General features: G+C 74.7%; 21 protein-coding genes and 2 tRNA genes. 4 read left to right on the top strand and 19 right to left on the bottom strand.

Annotation, left to right across the window (positions count from 1 at the left end; all coding sequences use genetic code 11):
* Positions 1–5: 5 nt before the first annotated feature.
* From ACOACO_RS18100 to ACOACO_RS18065, 8 genes are all read right to left on the bottom strand, one after another.
* The gene (locus ACOACO_RS18100; protein WP_420297680.1) at positions 6–536 is read right to left on the bottom strand and encodes a methylated-DNA--[protein]-cysteine S-methyltransferase; all 531 of its coding nucleotides are present in this window, start codon (positions 534–536) and stop codon (positions 6–8) included.
* 1 nt (position 537) lies between these two features.
* Positions 538–2,103 carry an AlkA N-terminal domain-containing protein gene (locus ACOACO_RS18095; protein ID WP_420297679.1) on the bottom strand — a complete coding sequence of 522 codons (1,566 nt, stop codon included), beginning with the start codon at positions 2,101–2,103 and terminating at the stop codon, positions 538–540.
* 73 nt (positions 2,104–2,176) lie between these two features.
* The gene (locus ACOACO_RS18090) at positions 2,177–2,617 is read right to left on the bottom strand and encodes an SRPBCC family protein (RefSeq protein WP_420297678.1); all 441 of its coding nucleotides are present in this window, start codon (positions 2,615–2,617) and stop codon (positions 2,177–2,179) included.
* A gap of 135 nt (positions 2,618–2,752) precedes the next feature.
* Positions 2,753–2,825: transfer RNA gene (locus ACOACO_RS18085), tRNA-Glu, on the bottom strand.
* 99 nt (positions 2,826–2,924) lie between these two features.
* A tRNA-Gln gene (locus ACOACO_RS18080) sits at positions 2,925–2,996 on the bottom strand.
* Between the two features lie 3 nt (positions 2,997–2,999).
* Positions 3,000–4,160: a CPBP family intramembrane glutamic endopeptidase gene (locus ACOACO_RS18075; protein WP_420297677.1), complete on the bottom strand. Its 1,161-nt coding sequence runs from the start codon at positions 4,158–4,160 to the stop codon at positions 3,000–3,002.
* Positions 4,157–5,668, bottom strand: a complete 1,512-nt coding sequence (gltX, locus tag ACOACO_RS18070; protein WP_420297676.1) for a glutamate--tRNA ligase — start codon at positions 5,666–5,668, stop codon at positions 4,157–4,159. The genes ACOACO_RS18075 and gltX overlap by 4 nt, the downstream gene beginning before the upstream one ends.
* Complete coding sequence (locus tag ACOACO_RS18065) at positions 5,665–6,474, bottom strand: fumarylacetoacetate hydrolase family protein (RefSeq protein WP_420297675.1); 810 nt, start codon at positions 6,472–6,474, stop codon at positions 5,665–5,667. Before ACOACO_RS18065 ends, gltX begins: the two co-directional genes overlap by 4 nt.
* A 79-nt stretch (positions 6,475–6,553) precedes the next feature.
* Between ACOACO_RS18065 and ACOACO_RS18060 the strand changes: the two genes are divergently transcribed.
* Entirely contained in the window at positions 6,554–7,468 is a 915-nt protein-coding gene (locus tag ACOACO_RS18060; protein WP_420297674.1) for a 3-methyladenine DNA glycosylase, read from the top strand.
* Positions 7,469–7,478: 10 nt separating this feature from the next.
* On the top strand, positions 7,479–7,613 hold the full coding sequence (locus ACOACO_RS18055; RefSeq protein ID WP_420297673.1) for a hypothetical protein: 135 nt from the start codon (positions 7,479–7,481) through the stop codon (positions 7,611–7,613).
* 35 nt (positions 7,614–7,648) lie between these two features.
* Here ACOACO_RS18055 and ACOACO_RS18050 read toward each other — a convergent pair whose 3' ends face one another.
* From ACOACO_RS18050 to ACOACO_RS18035, 4 genes are read right to left on the bottom strand one after another with little or no spacing between them, the layout of a single operon-like run.
* Entirely contained in the window at positions 7,649–9,250 is a 1,602-nt protein-coding gene (locus ACOACO_RS18050) for a hypothetical protein (RefSeq protein ID WP_420297672.1), read from the bottom strand.
* 37 nt (positions 9,251–9,287) lie between these two features.
* Positions 9,288–10,691 (bottom strand): TerD family protein, encoded by a 1,404-nt coding sequence (locus tag ACOACO_RS18045; protein WP_420297671.1) that lies wholly within the window; start codon positions 10,689–10,691, stop codon positions 9,288–9,290.
* 31 nt (positions 10,692–10,722) lie between these two features.
* Positions 10,723–11,805, bottom strand: a complete 1,083-nt coding sequence (locus ACOACO_RS18040) for a GNAT family N-acetyltransferase (protein WP_420297670.1) — start codon at positions 11,803–11,805, stop codon at positions 10,723–10,725.
* Between the two features lie 54 nt (positions 11,806–11,859).
* On the bottom strand, positions 11,860–12,291 hold the full coding sequence (locus tag ACOACO_RS18035) for an organic hydroperoxide resistance protein (RefSeq protein ID WP_420297669.1): 432 nt from the start codon (positions 12,289–12,291) through the stop codon (positions 11,860–11,862).
* 83 nt (positions 12,292–12,374) lie between these two features.
* On the opposite strand from ACOACO_RS18035, the gene ACOACO_RS18030 reads away from it, so the two are divergent.
* A complete protein-coding gene (locus ACOACO_RS18030; protein ID WP_420297668.1) occupies positions 12,375–13,379 on the top strand; it encodes a YihY/virulence factor BrkB family protein in 1,005 nt (334 codons plus the stop codon).
* Positions 13,380–13,479: 100 nt separating this feature from the next.
* Here ACOACO_RS18030 and ACOACO_RS18025 read toward each other — a convergent pair whose 3' ends face one another.
* From ACOACO_RS18025 to ACOACO_RS18010, 4 genes are all read right to left on the bottom strand, one after another.
* Positions 13,480–14,055: a DUF3618 domain-containing protein gene (locus ACOACO_RS18025; protein WP_420297667.1), complete on the bottom strand. Its 576-nt coding sequence runs from the start codon at positions 14,053–14,055 to the stop codon at positions 13,480–13,482.
* Positions 14,031–14,465 (bottom strand): phage holin family protein, encoded by a 435-nt coding sequence (locus ACOACO_RS18020; protein WP_420297666.1) that lies wholly within the window; start codon positions 14,463–14,465, stop codon positions 14,031–14,033. The genes ACOACO_RS18025 and ACOACO_RS18020 overlap by 25 nt, the downstream gene beginning before the upstream one ends.
* A complete protein-coding gene (locus ACOACO_RS18015; protein ID WP_420297665.1) occupies positions 14,462–15,319 on the bottom strand; it encodes a hypothetical protein in 858 nt (285 codons plus the stop codon). Before ACOACO_RS18015 ends, ACOACO_RS18020 begins: the two co-directional genes overlap by 4 nt.
* 140 nt (positions 15,320–15,459) lie before the next feature.
* Positions 15,460–16,101, bottom strand: a complete 642-nt coding sequence (locus ACOACO_RS18010) for a hypothetical protein (RefSeq protein ID WP_420297664.1) — start codon at positions 16,099–16,101, stop codon at positions 15,460–15,462.
* 158 nt (positions 16,102–16,259) lie between these two features.
* On the opposite strand from ACOACO_RS18010, the gene ACOACO_RS18005 reads away from it, so the two are divergent.
* Complete coding sequence (locus tag ACOACO_RS18005; protein WP_420297663.1) at positions 16,260–17,159, top strand: DUF2382 domain-containing protein; 900 nt, start codon at positions 16,260–16,262, stop codon at positions 17,157–17,159.
* Between the two features lie 92 nt (positions 17,160–17,251).
* On the opposite strand, the gene glmM is transcribed toward ACOACO_RS18005, so the two are convergent.
* Genes glmM through rplM form a run of 3 tightly spaced genes read right to left on the bottom strand, consistent with a single transcriptional unit; the run spans position 17,252 to position 19,638 of the window.
* Positions 17,252–18,607: a phosphoglucosamine mutase gene (gene glmM, locus ACOACO_RS18000; protein WP_420297662.1), complete on the bottom strand. Its 1,356-nt coding sequence runs from the start codon at positions 18,605–18,607 to the stop codon at positions 17,252–17,254.
* Positions 18,608–18,629: 22 nt separating this feature from the next.
* Positions 18,630–19,142 carry a 30S ribosomal protein S9 gene (rpsI, locus tag ACOACO_RS17995; protein WP_420297661.1) on the bottom strand — a complete coding sequence of 171 codons (513 nt, stop codon included), beginning with the start codon at positions 19,140–19,142 and terminating at the stop codon, positions 18,630–18,632.
* 52 nt (positions 19,143–19,194) lie between these two features.
* Positions 19,195–19,638, bottom strand: coding sequence for a 50S ribosomal protein L13 (gene rplM / locus ACOACO_RS17990; protein ID WP_277500282.1), 444 nt, complete (start codon positions 19,636–19,638; stop codon positions 19,195–19,197).
* Positions 19,639–19,664 lie beyond the last annotated feature (26 nt).

The following is a 19,664-nucleotide window of genomic DNA, read 5'->3' as shown; positions in this document are numbered from 1 at the left end:
CGGCATCAGAACAGCGCCCCCTGCTCGAGGTCGAGCAGCGCCTGCTTGCGCTCGACGCCGCCGGCGTACCCCGTCAGCGACCCGTCCGCGCCCACCACCCGGTGGCACGGCACGACGACGGGGACGGGGTTGCGCCCGTTGGCCAGGCCGACGGCGCGCGAGCCGTGGCCGGTGAGCCCGAGGGCGCGGGCCACGGCGCCGTACGACGTCGTCGCGCCGTAGGGGATCTCGGCCAGCGCGGCCCAGACCTTCTGCTGGAACGGGGTGCCGACGGGGGCCAGCGGCAGGTCGAAGCGGGTGAGGTCGCCCGCGAAGTACGCCGCGAGCTGGGCCGCCGTCTCGACCAGCACCGGCCGGTCGTCGTCGCGCCCGGGCGCGTCCTCGGGCGCGTCCTCGGGCGCAGCCCCGGGTGCCGCCCCGTCCGGCCGGGGCGGGCGGACGACGGCGGGGAACGGCGCGAACTCGATCGCCGTCACCGCCCCGTCGTGCTCCACCAGGCGCAGCTCGCCGATGGGCGAGTCGACCACGGTCCACATCTCAGGGTCCTTCCTGGCCGGCGTGCACCGGCGGCATGAGGGTGTTCCACAGGTGGAGCAGCGCCGAGGAGCGCCAGGGCCGCCACGCCGCCTCGACCTCCGTGGGCACGACGGCCGGGTGGCCGCGCGCCAGCAGCACGCGCCGCACGCCCACGTCGGTGGGCAGGAAGACGTCCGGGTCGCCGAGGGCCCGCATCGCCACGTAGTCGGCCGTCCACGGCCCGATGCCCGGCAGCGCCAGGAGCGCCGCCCGCGCCGCGGCCCGTTCGGCGCCGCGGTCGAGGCGCACCTCCCCCGTGGCGAGCGCCGTGCCGAGGGCCACGAGCGCGCGCCCGCGCGCCCGGGGCATCGGCAGCTCCTCGGGGTCCAGGGCCGCCAGCGCCGCGGGGTCGGGGAACAGGTGGGTCAGCCCCGGTACGACGCCCCGCAGCCCCGCGGGCAGCTCCCGGCCGTGGGTGGCGACCATGCGTCCGGCCACGGTGCGGGCGCCGGCGAGGCTGACCTGCTGGCCGATGACGGCCCGTGCCGCGACCTCCGCCCCGTCGACGGCGCCCGGCACCCGCAGGCCCGGGGTCGCGTGCACGAGGTCGCCCACGACGGGCGCGTCGGCGAGGTGGGCGTCGCTCGCCACGGGGTCGGCGTCCGCGTCGAGCAGCCGGCGCACCCGCTCCAGCGCCGCGGTGGTGTCGCGCAGGTCCGTCAGCCAGACGCGCAGGGGCACCTCGGCGACGGCGCCGGGGCCGCCGGGCACCGGGGACAGGTCCACGGCGAGCACGGCATCGCCGTGGGGCAGCCGCAGCGTGCGCGCGTAGGTCGCGCCGTGGACGACCTCGACGCCCGGCACGAGGTGGGCGTCGAGGAAGCCGAGCAGCTCGGGCGCGGCGTACGGCGTGCGCACCGCGACGCGCAGCCGCAGGGGCTCGACGACGCCGTCACCGCGGGGCCCGCCGGCGCCGGCCTCATCGGGACGCGCGCCCCGCGCCCGCCCCCGGCCGCGCAGCTCACCGGGCGTGGCGGCGTACACCTCCCGCACGGTCGCGTGGAACTGCCGCACGCTCGAGAAGCCCGCGGCGAACGCGACGTCGGTGACCGGGAGGTCGGTGGTCTCGAGCAGCACGCGCGCGGTGCGGGCCCGGCGCGCGCGGGCGAGCGCGAGCGGACCGGCACCGAGCTCGGCGTTCAGCAGGCGCGTGAGGTGCCGCGGCGTGTAGCCGAGAGCGGCGGCCAGGCCCTCGACCCCCTCGCGGTCCACCACCCCGTCGCCGATGAGCCGCATGGCCCGCCCGGCCACGTCGGCCGCCACGTCCCAGCCCGGGCTGCCGGGCACCGCGTCCGGCAGGCAGCGCTTGCAGGCCCGGAAGCCGGCCCGCTGCGCGGAGGCCGCGCTGGGGTGGAAGGACACGTTCCGGTACGCCGGGGTCCGCGCCGGGCACGAGGGCCGGCAGTAGATGCCCGTCGAGTGGACGGCCGTGAAGAACATGCCGTCGAAGCGGCCGTCCCGGCTGCTGGCCGCGCGGTAGCAGACCTCGGGGTCGAGGCCGGCGGGGGCGGGGCGGTCGGTCGGCACGCCCTCCATCCTGCCGCAGCGCGCCGACCCCGGCTGGCGGGAATCGGACACGGCAGCGGCCGCGCGCGGACGGTCAGGCGGAGCGCAGGCGCGTGTCGAGGTTGGCGAGCAGCTCGCCGTGGATGCGCTTGAGCCCGGCCGGCGCGAAGGTCCGCTCGAAGAAGCCACCGATGCCGGTGGCGCCCTCCCAGGTGGTGGTGGCGACGACCGCGCTGCCGCCGGCGGCGGGGGTGACCCGGAAGGTGGTGACCAGCGTCGAGTTGCGGTCCTTCTCGACGACCGTGTCGGCGGTGGTCTCGACGTCGGCGACCACGTGGCGCACGCGCTTCTTCGTGGCGTGCAGGTGCCAGGTCGCGACGGTGCCGGCGCCCGTGCCGCCCTCGGTCACGGCGTAGTCCGTGTAGTGCTCGGTGAGGATCGCGGGGCGCGTCTCCCGGTAGTCGGCGAGGGCCGCGAGGACGGCCTCCGGCGGGGCGGCGACGGTCGACTCGGCGGTGGCGGTGACTCGGGACACGGGGACGCACCTTCTCGTTCGTGACGGGGACGGACCGCGCCAGCCTAGTAGCGGCGCCGAACGGTTCCGGAGGTGACGAGAGGCCCGGGAACGGCGAAGGGCCCGGTCGGATGACCGGGCCCTTCGTGCCTGACGTACCCCCGACCGGATTCGAACCGGCGCTACCGCCTTGAGAGGGCGGCGTGCTAGGCCGCTACACAACGGGGGCGTGTCCTTCGGTGAGCCTCGCGGCTTCCCTCTGGCGACTCGGAGACTCTAGCGAAGCCTTCGTCTCACTCAAAATCCGGGCCCTGCGGCCCGGATCTCGCTGGGATACTAGGACTCGAACCTAGACTAACTGGACCAGAACCAGTCGTGCTGCCAATTACACCATATCCCATGGTCAGGCCCCTGATGGGGCCGAGGAGAGACCATACACGCGACCCCGGGACCTGATCAAAACGGCCGAGTCCGCGGCGCGTGCGAGCCCCATGCTGCGGTGCACCAGCACGGCCAGGCCGAGGTAGACGAGGGTCTGCGTGAGGGTGATCGGCAGGGTCAGCCAGCTGCCCCCGGTGGGCGTCAGCACCTCGTCCATGTCGCCCGCCGCGAGCGCGAGACCGAAGGCGAACCAGTTGTTCATCACGTGCATCGCGATGGCGGCCTCGAGGCCTCCGGTGCGGATCACCAGGTAGCCCGCCATCACCCCGAAGGCGAGCCGGTCGAAGAACACCGGCGGGCTCTGCGCCCCGTGGGCCAGCGCGAACAGCACCGCCGGGACGACGATCGCCACCGCCGTGGCGACCCGGGCCGAGGAGAACAGGCCCCCGACGACCTGGGTGAGGTAGCCGCGGAACAGGTACTCCTCCCCCGCCGCCTGGAACGGGGTCACGAGGAGCACCACGAGGAGGAAGTTCCGGGTGGTCTCCGTGAAGGCGTTGAGCGAGCCCGCCTCGGTGCCGTCGGGCACCGCACCCGGGTCGAGGGCGGCGACGAGCACGGAGACGAACATGCTGGCCAGCAGGGCCACCACCGACAGGCCGGCGCAGGCCAGGAAGTAGCCCCACCGCATGCGCGGCGCCACCGACGTCGTCCAGCGCGGCCTGAGCCCGTGCAGGTAGCGCGTCACGAGCCACACGACCGGCGTCAGCAGCGCCAGCGTCGAGAGCAGGTAGGCGAGCGAGAGCGGCGTCACCGCGTCGAGCGACAGCATCTGGTCGACGCCGTCCCCCACGTCGGCGCCGACCACGGCGAGGCCCAGCGCGAAGAGCGCGAGCGTCACCATCGAGAGCACGAGCACCATCGAGATCGCGGCGACGACCACGCCGACGACCGGGCGCCACCAGCCGCGGTCACCCGCCCGGTGCAGCCGGTGGTACTCCAGGGGCGGGTACGCCGCGGCGAACTCCTCCCCCGACAGCGTCCTCGCCCCCGCCGGGGCGGCCGGACCGGTGACCGGCACCGACGCGCCCGAGCCGGGCTCCGGCCCCGACGGGTGGGGATGCGGGTACGACGGGCCGGGACCCGGGGGCGGCGGACCCGGGGGCGGCGACGGGTGGCTCATCGCTCCAGCGCGCTCCGCAGCCGTGCGAGGCCGCGCTCGCGACCCAGCAGCTCGAGCGACTCGAACAGCGGCGGGGAGACGCGGCGTCCGGTCACGGCCACCCGCACCGGGCCGAAGGCGTTGCGGGGCTTGAGGCCCCGGCCCTCCACGAGGGCGAGGCGCAGCGCCTCCTCGATCGCGACGGTGGTCCACTCCTCCAGGGGCTCGAGGGCGTCGTACGAGGCCTGCACGACCGCGAGGCCGTCCTCGGTCAGCACCTTCTCGACGTCGGCGGGCTCGCGAGTGAAGGCGGCCTCGTCGACGAGGAGGAAGCCGAGCATGTCGACGACCTCGGTCAGCTTGTTGATCCGCTCGGCCACGAGCGGCATGGCGCCGGCCAGCAGGGCGGCCTGCTCGGGCGTGGGCGGGTCGGCGACGAGCCCGGCCCCGACGAGGAACGGCACGCACCGCTGCGTCACCTCGGGCACCCCGAGCATCCGCAGGTGGTCGCCGTTGATGGCCTCGCACTTCTTCAGGTCGAACCGCGCGGGGTTGGGGTTCACCCGGCTGATGTCGAACGCGTCGACCATCTCGTCGAGCGTGAAGACGTCCCGGTCCTCCGCGATGGCCCAGCCCAGCAGCGCGAGGTAGTTGAGCAGGCCCTCCGCGAGGAAGCCCTGGTCACGGTAGGCGAGCAGGTGGGCCTCGGGGTCGCGCTTGGACAGCTTCTTGTTGCCCTCGCCCATCACGTAGGGCAGGTGGCCGAAGCGCGGCGTCGTGCCGTTGCCGACCCCGACGGCGGCGAGCGCGTCGTACAGCGCCACCTGGCGGGGCGTCGAGGACAGCAGGTCCTCGCCGCGCAGCACGTGGGTGATCTCCATGAGCGCGTCGTCGACCGGCGCGACGAGGGTGTAGAGCGGGTCCCCGTTGGCCCGGCACAGGGCGTAGTCGGGCACGAACTCGGTTTCGAAGGTGATCTCGCCGCGCACGAGGTCGTCGAACGTGATCGAGCCGTCGGGCATCCGGAACCGCACGACGGGGGCCCGGCCCTCGGCGCGGAACGCCGCGACCTGCTCCTCGGTCAGCTCGCGGCAGAACCCGTCGTACCCCATGACCTTGGACCCGGCGGCCTTGCGGCGCGCGGTGACCTCGTCGCCTTCGCAGTAGCAGTCGTAGGTGTAGTTGCTCGCGCGCAGCCGGGCGAGGACGTCGCGGTAGATCTCGCTGCGCTCGCTCTGGCGGTACGGCGCGAACGGGCCGCCGATCTCGGGGCCCTCGTCCCAGTCGAGGCCGAGCCAGCGCAGCACCTCCAGCAGCGAGGTGTAGGACTCCTCGGTGTTGCGGGCGGCGTCGGTGTCCTCGATGCGGAACACGAACGTGCCCCCGGCGCCGTGGCGGGCGTGGTGGCGCGCGAACGCCCAGTTGAAGAGGGCCGTGCGGGCCAGGCCGACGTGCGGGCTGCCCGTCGGCGACGGCGCCATGCGCACGCGGACCGGGCGGTCGCTGGCCAGGGCGGGGGTCGTGCTCATCGGGAGACCACCTTGTTCGTCAGCGCGCCCAGGCCGTCGACGACGACCTCGACCTCGTCGCCGGGGAGCATGGGACCGACGCCCTCGGGGGTGCCGGTGAGGATGAGGTCGCCGGGCAGGAGCGTCATGACGCTGCTGACGTGGGCGACCAGGGCGGGGATGTCGAAGATCATGTCGGCCGTCGACCCGTCCTGCACGACGTCGCCGTTGAGGAAGGTGCGCACGCGGCGGCCCTGGCTGAAGTCGTGGGGGTCGAGGTCGGTCTCGACCCACGGGCCGACCGGGCAGAACGTGTCGAAGCCCTTGGCCCGCGTGAACTGCACGTCGCCCTTCTGCAGGTCGCGCGCGGTCACGTCGTTGGCGATGGTGTAGCCGAAGATGACGTCGGTGGCCTTCTCGGCGGGCACGTCGCGGCAGATGCGCCCGATGACGACGGCGACCTCGCCCTCGTACTGCACGTTCGTCGACTGCGACGGGTAGGCGATCGCGTCGCCCGGGCCGATCACCGAGGTGTTGGGCTTGAGGAACATCAGCGGCTCGCTCGGCACGTCGTTGCCGAGCTCGGCGGCGTGCGCGGCGTAGTTGCGCCCGATGCCCACCACCTTGCTGCGGGGCAGCACCGGCGCGAGGAGTCGCACGTCGGCGAGCCGGTGCTCCTCGTCCAGGAGCTTGATGCCGACGTAGAGCGGGTCGCCGGCGAGGGCCACGATGGTGGCGTCCTCGGCCAGCTGGCCGTGCTCGTCGAGGTCGCCGGTGACGACGCCGTACTGGGGGTCTTCTGAGGCTGCGAAGCGGACGATGCGCACCCGGTGAGCCTAGCGAGGTCGCGCGGGCGTGCCGCACCGATGCCTCCCGACCCCCGGCCCGCGCCTACCCTGGCTCCTCGTGGAGGTGCTGGACCCGGACGAGCTGGCCCGTCGCCGCGCGGCCCACGAGGCCCGCGTCGACGCGTTCACCGCTCCCCACCTGGCCCGGCGGGCGGAGCGCGTGAAGCACCCGGTGCACGACTTCCTCTTCACCTACTACTCCCAGCGACCGGCGCAGCTGCGGCGCTGGCACCCGGGCGCCGGCACGGCCGTGGTCGCGGCGGCGGGTGCGCCGTACCGGGGGCTCAAGGGGTACGGCGAGCTCGACGTCCCCGGCCACCCCGGCGCCCTGGGGGTCACCGCCGACCACGTCGCGGGGCAGCGTCCCCTCCTCGAGGGGCTGCTGCGGCTGCTCCGGGCGACGGCCGCGCGCCCGCCGAGTTTCGGCTGCTTCGGGCTGCACGAGTGGGCGATGGTCTACCGGCTCACCCCCGAGCAGGTGCGGCACGCGGACTGGCCGCTGCGGCTCGGCGCGGCCGGCACCGACGCGGTCGTCGAGGGGCACAAGGTGGCGTGCTCCCACTTCGACGCGTTCCGGTTCTTCACCCCGTCGGCCCGGCCGCTCAACCAGCTCTCCCCCGCCGCCGACGACCGGCCCGCGTTCGAGCAGCCGGGCTGCCTGCACGCGGGGATGGACCTCTACAAGCACGCGTTCCGGCTGAGCCCGATGATCTGCTCCGACCTCGTCGCCGACTGCTTCGAGCTGGCCCGCGACATCCGCGAGCTCGACATGCGCGCCGCCCCCTACGACCTGCGCGACCTGGGCTTCGAGCCCGTGCCGATCGAGACGCCCGAGGGCAAGGCGACGTACGTCGCGGCGCAGCGCGCCTTCGCCGAGCGCGGAGCGCCGCTGCGCGCGCGGCTCATCGAGGAGTGCGAGCGGCTGCTGGTCCTCGACACGAACGCGGGTGCGGACGACCGCGCCCGTGCGTAGCGTCGGTGCCGTGCCCCCGCCCGGCCTCTCCTCCCCCGCGGACCCCGCCGACCGGGGCCTGCAGCAGTTCCACGCCGACGACGCGTTGGTGACCCGGGACGCCAGGCGCTACTGGCGCTCGGGCGGCTCCGTCGACGTCGGCTGAGCCGGGGCCGGGCCCGGGAACAGGGCCGCCGGGGATCAGGGGACGGGGAGGATCCCGTCGTGCCAGCCCTCGAGCGGCCCGTCGGCCGCCAGCACCCGCACCAGCAGGGACGGGTCGGCCGGGCCCGGCTCCGGCACGAAGGTCCACTCGGTGCGGGCGAACGCGTCGACCAGGCTGCCGCCGGGCGCGCTGGGCAGGTGGAGCGCCGAGGCCCAGACCTGGCGCACCAGCTCGGTCGCGGCCTCGTCGCCGACGTACGGCGGACGCTCCGGCCCGGTGAGCACCAGCTGCACCCCGGGGGTCCCGCCCCGGACGAGCCGGGCCAGGGTCGTCAGCGCCGGCGTCTCCCACCCGGTGGTGGCGTCGGTGAGCACCACCACGACGGGGCGCAGCACCTGCTCGTCGAGGGCGTCGAACGCGCCCGCCTCGCGGGCCGCGTCGACGAGGGCGGTGCGCCGCTCGAGGTCACCGAGCAGGCGCGTCAGGGCCTGCGGGGTCGTCACCGGCGGCGCGGCGAGACCCGCGGGCAGCCCGAACGAGCCGCGCGTGCGGGCGAGGTCGACGAGGACGAGGCGCGGGCGCCCGGTGCGCATCGCGAGGGCCGCGCGCACGCCGAGGAGCGCCGCCACCCGGTCGGCCGCGCCCTCGCCACCGTCGTCGGTGGTCACGAGCACGGGCCGGGCGGGGACGGGGAGCACCATCGGCAGCGCGAACTCGACGTCCGGCAGGCCCGGGACCGTGAGGTGTCCCGCGCGGTAGGCCCGGGCGGAGACCCGCGGCCCCGGGGGCCGGGCCGCCACCACGTCCCAGCGCGCGAGGGCGGCGGGGAACGTGCGCTCGAGCCCCTCCACCTCCGTGCGGAGGGTCGCGAGGTCGCGCACGTGCGCCTCCCGGGCGCGGGCGACGAGGTCGTCGCGCCGGGCCTGCGCCGCCGCGCGGGCGGCGTCACCCGCGGCGGACAGGCGCAGGGTCGGGTCGCCGACGATGCGCTCCAGCTCGGCCCCGAGGGTGCGGTCCGCGAAGTCCGTGCTCGACTCGTACGACGCGCGGCTGCGGGCCGTGTCCTCGAGCACCATCCCGACCAGCTGCGCCGCGCGGTCGGGTTCCAGGAGGTCGCCGGCGGGCGGAGGGGCCGGCGTGAGGGGCGGGGCCGCGGCGACCGGCGCGGGCGGCGGAGGCGGGACCGATGGCCGGGCCGCCGGGGCAGCCGGCGGCGCGACGGCCCCGAGGTGGGCACCGTGGAGCGCCTCGACGGCGGCGGGGCCTCCGCCGTACGCCCGACCGAGGGCGCGGACCTTCCACCCGCCGTCGCGGCGGTAGAGCTCGACGAGCGCCACGGCCGCGCCCGCGCCGACCGGGGCCGGCACGAAGCGGACGGCGACCACCCCACGCCCGTCCAGCAGGTCGACGGGCGCGTCGACCCCGTCGAGCGAGGCCACCATCACGGTGGTCACCGCGGCCGGCAGCGCCGTGAGGTCGAGCCCCACCGTGCTGCGCCCCGAGCCGACCGCCTGCCCGGGCACGACGCGACCGTCGGGCCCGAGCGGGAGGGCGACCAGGAGCGCGCCGGCCACCTCCGTGGCGCACCACGAGGAGCCCCAGACGGCGTTCTGCCCGGCCACCAGCGTCTCGGTCACCCCGGTGCTCCTCGGTGTCGTCGGGCCCGCGGGCGGGTCAGAGGTACTTCGTCAGGCTGGGGATCGCCTCGCCCGGCACCTTCGCGTTGAAGCCGTCGCCGATGGCCTGCATCTTCCAGCCGCCGCCCTCGCGGAACACGCGCGCCATCGCCATGGCCGTGAACGGCATGCCACCGGTCAGGGTGAAGCGCGCGAGCTCGCCGTCGGCCTGGTCGACGAGCCGGCAGAACGCGTTCTGCACCTGCTCGAAGGTCTGGCCCGAGTAGCTGGTGACGATGAAGACCAGGTTGTCGACGTGCACCGGCACCCGGGTGAGGTCGACCAGGATCGTCTCGTCGTCGCCGGAGCCGTCACCTGTGCGGTTGTCACCCTGGTGCTGCACCGAGCCGTCGCGGGTGACCAGGTTGTTGTAGAACGCCAGGTCGACCGGCTGCTGGCCGGCGAAGAGCACCACGGAGGCGTCCAGGTCGATGTCGACCTCGCGCGAGCCGAAGATGCCGCCCTTCTTGATCGGGTCCCAGCCCAGGCCCATGCGGACCACCGTCAGGGCCTGCCCACCGTCCTTCGTCAGCCGGACGCGCTGGCCCTTCTGCAGCGAGACCGGCGCACCCTTGCGGAGGCTGACCTCGCCGCCCTGGCCGCCGGTCGGACCGCCCTGGCCGCCCTGTCCGGGCTGGCCGGCGGGCTGGCCGCCGCCGTACGCCGGCGCGGGCGGCGGCGTCGGGGACCCGCCGTACGCGGGAGCCGCCGGGGGCGGGGCGGGCGGGGTGGTGGGCGCGCCCCACGAGGGGGCGGCCGGCGGGGTGCTGCCGCCGAAGGCCGGGGCGGGCGGCGGGGTGCCGTACGACGGCGCCGCGGGCGGCTGCTGCGGGGCGGGGGGCGCAGGAGGCGCGGGCGCAGCGGGAGCGGCCGGTGCGGCGGGTGCGGCCGGGGCTGCGGGCGCGTCGTCGACGCTCACCCCGTGGTCGGCGATGAGGTCGCCGAGGCCGCCGTCGTACCCGCGACCGACGGCCCGGACCTTCCAGTCGGTGCCCCGGCGGTAGAGCTCGAGGGCCACGACGATCGTCTCGCGGTCGAGGCCCGTCATCGGGAACTCGGCGACGGGGCCGGTGTCGGCCGAGACGCGCGCGACGGGCTGGCCGACCTGGCCGAAGACCTTGCCGTCGTCGTCGAGCGAGGTGACCAGGCGCACGGCGTGCACGTCGGCGGGCACGGCGGCCAGGTCGACGTCGACCCGCCACTGTCCGCCCCCGGTCGGCGGCACGCAGGTCACGCCCGGGCCGCTGGGCTGGTTGTAGAACACGAAGTCGGCGTCGGTGCGGACCTTGCCCGCCTCGGTCACGAGGAGGGCCGAGAGGTCGGCCGCAGCGGCGACGTCGACGGTCACGGAGACGCGGGACACGGCGAGCGGCGCGTTCCCGCCCTTCGTCAGAGTGATCACGGAACGCGAATGTATCCGAACCCGGCTGATCTCAACCCTGCTCGGACGGATCCGTCAGGCGGCGCTGCAGCTCGACGTCCCGCTCGACGACCCGGAACCCCATCTGCTCGTTGACCGCCAGCATGGGGGCGTTGTCCGCGGCGTTCCAGGTGACGACCTCGGTCGCGTCCGGCCACACCTCCTGGGCCCGACGCAGGTTGGCCACCTTCACGGCGACCCCGAGGCGGTGACCGCGGTGGGCGGCGTCGACGATCGTGCTCCACTGCTGCAGCTGGTCGCGCCCGTCACCGCGCCAGAGCTCGGTGATCGCGACGACCCGTCCGCCTGCGTCGACGGCCGCGGTCGAGACGTTGCGCCGCCCCTGGCGCTCCGACTCGGCCTCGCGCTCGCGCCAGACCTCGACCGCCGGGGTCCGCGCCTCCACCTCGAGGCTCCCGCTGGGCGCCTCCACGTCGACGAGGGCGTCCATCCGCGCGTACCCCGCCACGAGGTCGTCGGGGACCGGCCCCTCCCAGGTGCGCAGGGTGTACGCCGTGTGGTGCGGCGCCGCGTCGGCGACCAGTCGGCCCAGGAGCGCGGGGTCCACCGGGAGTGCCACCCTGCTCTGCAGCCCGGCGAGGGCGACCTCGTAGCCGCGCGCCCGGGCGAACGGCAGCCCGCCGAGCGCGGCTTCCGCAGCCGCGTCGTCGCCGGTGTGGGCGTCGGCCTGCAGGACGTGGCGCCCCAGGTCGCGCACCGCGTCCTCCTGGGCCGCGGCGAGCGCCGTGCCGACGCCGTGGCGCCGCCAGCGGGCCGGCACCCACACGGAGACCGACGCGGTGTCGCGGTTGTCGAGCAGCGGGAGGGTGAGCAGGCCGGCGCCCACGACGGTGCCCGCCGGGGTGCCCGGGAGGGCGCCCTCACGGGCCCGGGCCGCCCAGGCGGTGCGCCGGGTGTGGGACGCGTCCGCGGTCAGGCTGACCACGAGCTCGTCGAGCCGCCAGGGGTTGGCCGTCGCCGCCCGCAGGTGCCGGGCCACCTCGTCGTACACGGCGTGCCACGCGGCCACGTCCTCGGACCAGGTGGGGGCGGTCGGGTCGAGGGGGACGACCTCGACGGCAGCGGCGCGCGTCATGGCCCGGGAGCCTAGGACGCGCGCCGCTGCGGGGTCGACGGGTTTTCGCCGGTCTCAGGCCCCGACGCCGCGCACCGTGACGGGGACGTTGCCCCGGGTCGCGCGCGAGTAGGGGCAGACCTGGTGCGCCTGCTCGACGAGGTCCTGCGCGGTGGCGTCGTCGACGCCCGGGATGGTGGCCGTGATGTCGACGGTCAGGGCGAACGACGTGGCGTCCGGACCGAAGCCCACCGCGATGTCGAGCGTCGAGCCGGAGGCGTCGACGCCGGCCTTCTTCGACACGAGCCCGAGCGCGCCCTGGAAGCACGCGCCGTACCCGACGGCGAAGAGCTGCTCGGGGTTGGTGCCCGTGCCCGGCCCGCCCGTCTCCTTGGGGGCGGTGAGCTCGAGGTCGAGCACGCCGTCCTCCGAGCGCGCGTGGCCGGAGCGGCCGCCGGTGACGGTGGCGCGGGCGGTGTAGACGATCTTGTCCGGTGTGTTGGTCATGGTGGCGACGCTACGGACCGACCGGTTGGGTGCGGGCGCACCCGGTGCGGCACCGGCCCGCCGGGTGCGGCACCGTGACCCCCATGACCACCGCGCGCCTCGTGCCCGTCACCACCGAGATGGACGGCGACGAGCTGGACGCCGAGGACGCGTTCCACCTGCTGCACCGCGTCGGGGTGCGCCGGCTGCTCGTCGACGCGTTCGTGCGGTTCCGGTACGGCGACGGGTTCAGCAGCAGCCGGGCCCTCGCCCTCCAGGCGACGCTGGCCGTGGTGCCCTTCCTGCTCGCCCTGACCGGGCTGGCGGCCGACCTGGACGCCGAGCGGCCCTCCCGGGTGATCGCGGCGACCGTGGACGCCGTCTCCCCCGGCGCCGCCGGGGACGACGCGCTGGTCGACGCCCTCACCCAGGCCGACGACGCCGACGGCGGTGAGGACCGGCAGGAGCTGGCGGGCGAGATCGCGCTCGGCGGCGGCCTGGCCTTCGCCCTGTTCTCGATGACCGTCGCGATGGCGCAGGTCGAGCGGGGCACCAACCGCATCTACGGCATCCGGCGCGACCGGCCCGCCCCCGCCAAGTACGGCCGCTCGGCCCTGCTGACCGCCTGCCTGGCAGGCCCGGTCGGCATCGGGTTCCTGCTCCTCGTCACCGGCCCCACGTTCGTGGAGGCGATGGCGACCGAGTACGGCTGGAGCGAGGCCGCGCAGACCACGTGGAGCGTCGGGCGCTGGCCCGTGGGGATCCTACTGCTGGTCGTCACCATCGCGGTGCTCCTCGAGCGTGCGCCGCGGCGGCGCCAGCCGGCGCTGTCGTGGGTCGCGTTCGGCTCGGCCGTGACGGTCGTGCTCGTGCTGGTGGCCTCCGGCGGCCTCGCGGCGTACGTCGGGGCGACGGGCTCGTTCAGCACCGTCTACGGGCCACTGACCGGCGTGATCGCCCTGCTGCTGTGGGCGCTGATGTCGGCGGGCGCGCTCTTCTACGGCGCCGCCGTCTGCGCGCAGATGGAGGCCTACCGCGCCGGCGAGCCCGAGCCGGCGTACGACGACCCGGGGCGTCCGCACGGCACGGTCGTGGCCGACTCGGACTGAGGTCCCTCCCCCGCCCGGACGCGCCGACTCCGGGCCCCCGTTCGGCACGGGGACCCGGAGTCGGTGGGTCGTCAGGTGCCTGCGGGCACCGGACGGTGGGTCAGCTCGTGGTCTCGGACTTCACGTTCTGCGCCGAGGACGCGCCTTCCTCCTGGACGTGCGTGGCCGCGTCCTGCGCGGTCTGGCGGACCTCCTCGACCGAGGAGGCGGCGCTGTCGCGCAGGCTCTGGCCCATGTCGGCGGCGGCGGCCTTGGCGTCGTCCACGAGGGGCGCCGCCTGCTCCTTCAGCGTGTCCGTGACCTGCGCCGCGGCGCGGGCCTCGACCTTGCTGGCCGGGATCAGCGCGGAGATGACCATGCCGAGGCCGAAAGCAGCCACACCCGCGGCGAGCGGGGCACCGTCGTACCGCTGCTGGGCGGTCTCGGCCGCCTGCGACGCGGCGTTGGAGGCGGCGTTGCCGGCGTCCTCCGCCCCGCCCGCGACCTTGTCACGGGCGTCGTTGGCGCCGCCCATGACCTTCTCGCGCACGCCCAGCACGCGCTGTCGGGCCGCGGCCTTCTTGCGGTCGACGATGGCGCTCGGGCTCACCTTGTCCTGCAGCTCGTCGAGGTCCGTGGCGAGGGCGCCGCGGGTCCGGGCGATCTCTGCGGTCAGCTCTTCTGGGCTCTGGCCCATGATGCGTCCTCCTTGAGGGTCTGCTGCGTCTGCGGCAGCTGGGGGTTGGCCTTCTTCAGCTCCGAACGACCGAGCGACGCCAGCACGGCGGCCGCAACGGCCCAGAGCAGGGTCGTGATGAGCGCGGCGAGCTCGATCGGCATCCAGTTGTCGAGCAGGAACATGAGCGTCAGGGACAGGAACACCAGCACGAGGTGACCCGCGACGGCGGCGCCGCCGAGCATCCCGGCGCCCTTGCCGGCCTGGGTGGCCTCCTGCTTCAGCTCCGCCTTGGCGAGGTCGAGCTCCTGCTTGACCAGCGTGCTGAGGTCCTGCGAGACGTCGCTGACGATCTCGCCGAGGCTCCGCTCCCCGCCGAGGCTGCGCTGGGCCGCGGGATCGTGGGGCGGGGGGTTGACGGGGGTGCTCACGCGGGCCCCTCGAGGCCGTCGCGGCGGCCGTAGCCGGCGGCGTTGGTGCCCATCGGCCCGTCGTCGTCGAGCGCGCGGCCCGGGTCGACCGTGCCGGGGGTCTCACCCGGCAGCGGCGGGAGCGGCGGGAGGCCCTGGCCGGGGTCGGCCACGTGCTGCGGGCGGGTGTCGCCGCCCAGCGGGTCGCTGCCGTAGTCCGGGCCCGTCACCGGGGTCGGGCTGACCGGCGGCGGCGGGTAGGAGCCGACGGCGCCGGGGGTCTCCCCGTAGCCGGGGGCCGCGTAGCCGGAGCCGTAGCCCGAGCCCGAGCTGTAGCCAGACGTGGGCGCGGCCACGGGAGCGACCGGCGTCGAGGGGGTCGACGAGGTGCCGGTGGAGCCCGCGTCGGGGGCGTCCTTGGCCCCGCGCACCACGCGGCCGGCGACGACGCCGGCGACCAGCGCGCCGAAGAGGAAGACGCCCGGGCGGCGACGGGCGAAGTCGCGCGCGTCGCCGAGGAGGTCGCTGGGCTCCCGACCGTCCAGGTAGGACTGCAGCGACCGCGTGCGGTCGGCGACCTCGCGGGCCGCCTGGACGGCGAGGCCCGAGCTGTCGCTCCGCTCGGCCATCTGCGACAGGTCGTCGCTGAGGGTGCCGAGGGTGTCGACCAGCTTGTCCCGCTGCTGCCGCGACTGGTCGTCGAGCTGCTGCGCGATCTGCTGGCGGGTCTCGCCTGCGAGCTGGCGCGTCTGGGCGGAGACCTCGGAGGCCACGTTCTGCGCCTCGTCCTTGGCGACGCCCGTGACGTGGCGGCCCTCGTCGACCGCGGTGGAGGCCGCGGCCTGGGCCTTCTCGGTGGTGGATGGGTCGGTCATCTGTTCCTCCTGGGTGGTGGACACATTCGGTTCCTGCCCTGCGGGGCGGTGGTGCTCCTCCGCAGGTGGGTGGGCGACGTCCTGTCGGAGGTCGTCACCCGGGGAGGCGGCGTCGCGCGTGCCGCGATTCGAGCTGGGTGTCAGTGCCGGACGACGGCCCGGTCGACGCGGTCGTGGTAACGGTGGCCGACCTTGCCGCCGAGGAAGGCGGCCAGCAGCGTGCCGAGGACGACCGCGAGCGCGGTGATCACGGCACCGATGCTGATGTCCTGCGTGGAGATGGGGATACGCGGCAGGTCGACGCGGTCGAGGATGTTGTACTGCGAGCCGAACACGGCGCCGGCGACCACGGCCGCGATCGTGACGACCAGGCCGATCACCCACACGCCGATGCCCTGGCGACCGCCGTCGAAGCGCGACATGCGCCCGGCGACGTAACCGCCGGCGTAGTAGCCGATCAGCAGCACGACCAGCAGCACGATCGCCGCAGCCACCCCGATGGTGCCGCTCTCGCGCTCGGCCTCGGTCTGCGTGATGCCGGTCGAGGACCCGACGGCCGCGACGACGGCGCCGACGATGCTGGTGAGCAGGATGGCCACGGCCACGGCCACCAGCCACCCGAAGAAGCACGCGCCCAGGTTCAGGCCCGCGAACCGCTCGCGCGCAGCGGAGTCGTCGACGGCGGTGCGACGCCGCTCCTGCACGGCGTCGAAGCTGGTCGCGCCGCCTGCCTCGGCCTGCCGTTCGTGCTTGTGGTGTCGTGTCACGTCGTACTCCTTCATGGATGCCGAGACACCTACCGGTTACCCGTTCAGCGCGGTTCAGCCGATCGGCCACCCGTTTCGTCCGTGTTTCGAAAATCCGTGCGGATCCCGTTCCGGCCACGGGGCAGGGGTACCGGGCCCGGTCAGCAACGGGGACCTCGGATCAGGAGAACCAGATGCTCAACGAGAACCAGGCACGCGACGCCATCGGCACCACCGCCTACACGCGCGACGGCGACAAGATCGGCAAGGTCGGTCAGCTCTTCCTCAACGACGCCACGGGCCAGCCGGAGTTCGTCACCGTCAACACGGGGCTGTTCGGCATGAAGGAGTCCTTCGTGCCGGTCACCGACGCGACCCTCGACGGCGACCGCCTGACGGTGCCGTTCACCAAGGACCAGATCAAGGACGCCCCCTCGATCGACGTCGACGGCGGCCACCTGGACGAGGCCGAGGAGGCCCGTCTCTGGCAGCACTACGCGGGCCACAGCGGCGGACACGCGGGCCACAGCAGCGAGCACGCGGGCGACGGCGGCGAGCACGCCGGCCACGCGGACACCACCCGGACCGCGGACACCGCCGCGGGTACGGCGGGCACCCACCACGACGAGACCGCCGTCCGCCACACGGGCGGTCACGACACCGACGCCACGACGGGCCGGGGCGCGGTCGGCCACGACACGTCGGGACGCACCACCGACGAGGCCATGACGCGCTCCGAGGAGCACGTCGAGGTCGGCACCACCACGCAGCAGACGGGCCGCGCGCGGCTGCGCAAGTACGTCACCACCGAGCACGTCACGCAGACGGTGCCGGTTCGCAAGGAGCACGCGGTGCTCGAGACCGAGCCCATCACCGACGCGAACGCCGGTCAGGCCCTCGACGGCCCGGCCATCTCGGAGGAGGAGCACGAGGTCGTGCTGCACGAGGAGAAGCCCGTCGTGCAGAAGACGACCGAGCCCGTCGAGCGGGTCCGCCTCGGCACCGAGACGGTCGTCGACGAGCAGACCGTCACCGAGGACGTCCGCAAGGAGCACGTCGAGGTCGAGGGCGACGTGGACGACCGCCGCCCCTGACCGCCCCCCGCACGAACCACAGGTGCCCCCGTCGGTCCGACCGACGGGGGCACCTCTGCGTGCGGCTGCCGGGTCCGGCGGCCGTCGTGCGGCTAGGTCAGCGACAGGCGCCGACGCACGACCTCGGCGAGCCGGTCCGCGACGTCGCGCGCCTCGGCGTCGGTGGTCGCCTCGACCATGACGCGCACGAGCGGCTCGGTGCCGGAGGCCCTCAGGAGGATGCGGCCGGAGTCGCCCAGCCGCTCCTGCTCCGCGGCGACCGCCGCCTGCAGCTCCTCGTCGTCGGTACGTGCCTTGTCCACGTCCGGCACGTTCACCAGCACCTGCGGCATGCGGGTCATCACCCCGGCGAGCTTCGCGAGGCTCTCCCCCGTGACCGCCATCCGCTGGGCGACGTGCAGCGCCGTGAGCAGCCCGTCGCCCGTCGTGGCGTGGCGTCGCATGACGACGTGGCCCGACTGCTCGCCGCCCAGCACACGACCGGCGGCGTTCATCTCCTCCAGCACGTAGCGGTCGCCCACCTGGGTGGCCGAGACCGCGATGCCGTGCTCGGCGAGCGCGCGGGTGAAGCCCAGGTTGCTCATCACCGTCGCCACCACGGTGTCGCCGGCGAGCTCGCCGGCGTCCTTCAGGGCGACGGCCAGGACGGCGAGGATCTGGTCCCCGTCGACGACCTCGCCGTCGGCGTCGACCGCGAGGCAGCGGTCGGCGTCGCCGTCGAGCGCGAACCCGGCGTCGGCGCCGTGCGCGAGCACGGCGGCGCGCAAGGGCCCGAGGTGCGTCGAGCCGCAGCCGTCGTTGATGTTGAGCCCGTCGGGCGAGGCGTGGATGGCCACGACCTCGGCACCGGCGGCGCGCAGCGCCGCGGGACCGACCTCGCTGGCCGCGCCCTCGGCGCAGTCGAGCACGAGGCGCAGCCCGCTCAGCGACGTGCCGAGCGTGCCGGCGAGGTGCGCGACGTACTGCTCGTGACCGCCCGGGTACGGCGTCACGCGGCCGACCGCGGCACCCGTCGGGCGCTGCCACGGCTCCCGCAGGCGGGCCTCGATGGCCCGCTCGAGGGCGTCGTCGAGCTTGACGCCGCCGCGCGAGAGGAACTTGATGCCGTTGTCGGGCATCGGGTTGTGGGAGGCCGACAGCATGACGCCGAGGTCGGCGTCGAGCGCGTCGGTCAGATGGGCCACCGCAGGGGTCGGCAGGACGCCCAGGAGCAGGACGTCCACGCCGGCCGACGCGAGGCCGGCGACGACCGCGGCCTCGAGGAACTGCCCCGAGACGCGCGTGTCCCGGCCCACGACGGCCAGCGGTCGGGACCCGTCGCGGTGGGAGAGCTCGCCGGACTCGGCGAGCACGTGGGCGGCAGCAACGGAAAGGTCCAGGGCCAGCTCAGCGGTGAGCACACCGTTGGCCAGGCCCCGGACCCCGTCCGTGCCGAAGAGTCGCGTCACGAAGGAAGACGCAGGACCGCGATCAGCGCTTGCTGAACTGCGGAGCCTTGCGGGCCTTCTTGAGACCGGCCTTCTTGCGCTCGATGACGCGCGCGTCGCGACGCAGCAGACCGGCCTTCTTCAGCGAGGCGCGGTTGGCGTCGACGTCGACCGCGTTGAGGGCGCGGGCCACGCCGAGGCGCAGGGCGCCGGCCTGACCGGTGATGCCGCCGCCGTGGATGCGGGCGATGACGTCGAAGCGGCCCTCGAGCTGGATCGTCGCGAACGGCTCGTTCACGACCTGCTGGTGCAGCTTGTTCGGGAAGTACGAGTCGAGCGTGCGGCCGTTGATCGTCCAGACGCCGGTGCCCGGCACGATGCGGACGCGCGCGACGGCCTGCTTGCGTCGGCCGGTGGCCGCCGCCGGGGCGATCGTGGCGATGCGCTCGGGAGCGTCGGCGCTGGGGGCGCTCTCGCTGCTGTAGGCGATGCCCTGCTCGTTGACCTCGAAGGTCTCCTCGACCTCGGTCTCGGAAGTGCTCACGGTGTTCCTCACTGATCCTGGGAAGTACGGGGGTGCGCGATGGCGGTGTCGGTGGAGGCCAGCGTCACTGCGAGATCTGGGTGATCTCGAAGGGCTTGGCCTGCTGGGCGCTGTGCGGGTGCTCGGGGCCGGAGTAGACCTTGAGCTTCTTCAGCTGCTGCCGGCCGAGGCGGTTCTTGGGGAGCATGCCCCACACCGCGTTCTCGATCGCCTTGCGCGCGTCCTTCTCCAGGAGCTCACCGATGGGGGTGGCCGTGAGGCCACCCGGGTAGCCCGAGTGACGGTAGGCGACCTTCGTCGTCTTCTTGTTGCCGGACAGCGCGACCTTCTCCGCGTTCACGATGACGACGAAGTCGCCCGTGTCGGCATTGGGGGCGAACTGCGGCTTGTGCTTGCCGCGCAGGAGGTTGGCCGTCTGGACGGCGAGGCGGCCGAGGACCACGTCGGTCGCGTCGATGACGTGCCACTCACGCTGGATGTCAGCGGGCTTCGGGGCGTACGTACGCACGATGAGCCTTCTTCTCGTTCGTCGGT

It is taken from the genome of Nocardioides sp. CPCC 205120, from assembly GCF_048654585.1.
GTDB lineage: Bacteria > Actinomycetota > Actinomycetes > Propionibacteriales > Nocardioidaceae > Nocardioides.
This window is presented reverse-complemented; position numbering and strand designations above follow the sequence as displayed.

Excerpts from the sequence above, each read along its gene's own strand:
- ACOACO_RS18100 (WP_420297680.1), bottom strand. The coding sequence starts at position 536 with ATGTGGACCGTGGTCGACTCGCCCATCGGCGAGCTGCGCCTGGTGGAG.
- ACOACO_RS18075 (WP_420297677.1), bottom strand. The coding sequence starts at position 4,160 with ATGAGCCACCCGTCGCCGCCCCCGGGTCCGCCGCCCCCGGGTCCCGGC.
- gltX (WP_420297676.1), bottom strand. The coding sequence starts at position 5,668 with ATGAGCACGACCCCCGCCCTGGCCAGCGACCGCCCGGTCCGCGTGCGC.
- ACOACO_RS18040 (WP_420297670.1), bottom strand. The coding sequence starts at position 11,805 with ATGACGCGCGCCGCTGCCGTCGAGGTCGTCCCCCTCGACCCGACCGCC.
- ACOACO_RS18035 (WP_420297669.1), bottom strand. The coding sequence starts at position 12,291 with ATGACCAACACACCGGACAAGATCGTCTACACCGCCCGCGCCACCGTC.
- ACOACO_RS18030 (WP_420297668.1), top strand. The coding sequence starts at position 12,375 with ATGACCACCGCGCGCCTCGTGCCCGTCACCACCGAGATGGACGGCGAC.
- ACOACO_RS18025 (WP_420297667.1), bottom strand. The coding sequence starts at position 14,055 with ATGGGCCAGAGCCCAGAAGAGCTGACCGCAGAGATCGCCCGGACCCGC.
- ACOACO_RS18015 (WP_420297665.1), bottom strand. The coding sequence starts at position 15,319 with ATGACCGACCCATCCACCACCGAGAAGGCCCAGGCCGCGGCCTCCACC.
- ACOACO_RS18010 (WP_420297664.1), bottom strand. The coding sequence starts at position 16,101 with ATGAAGGAGTACGACGTGACACGACACCACAAGCACGAACGGCAGGCC.
- ACOACO_RS18005 (WP_420297663.1), top strand. The coding sequence starts at position 16,260 with ATGCTCAACGAGAACCAGGCACGCGACGCCATCGGCACCACCGCCTAC.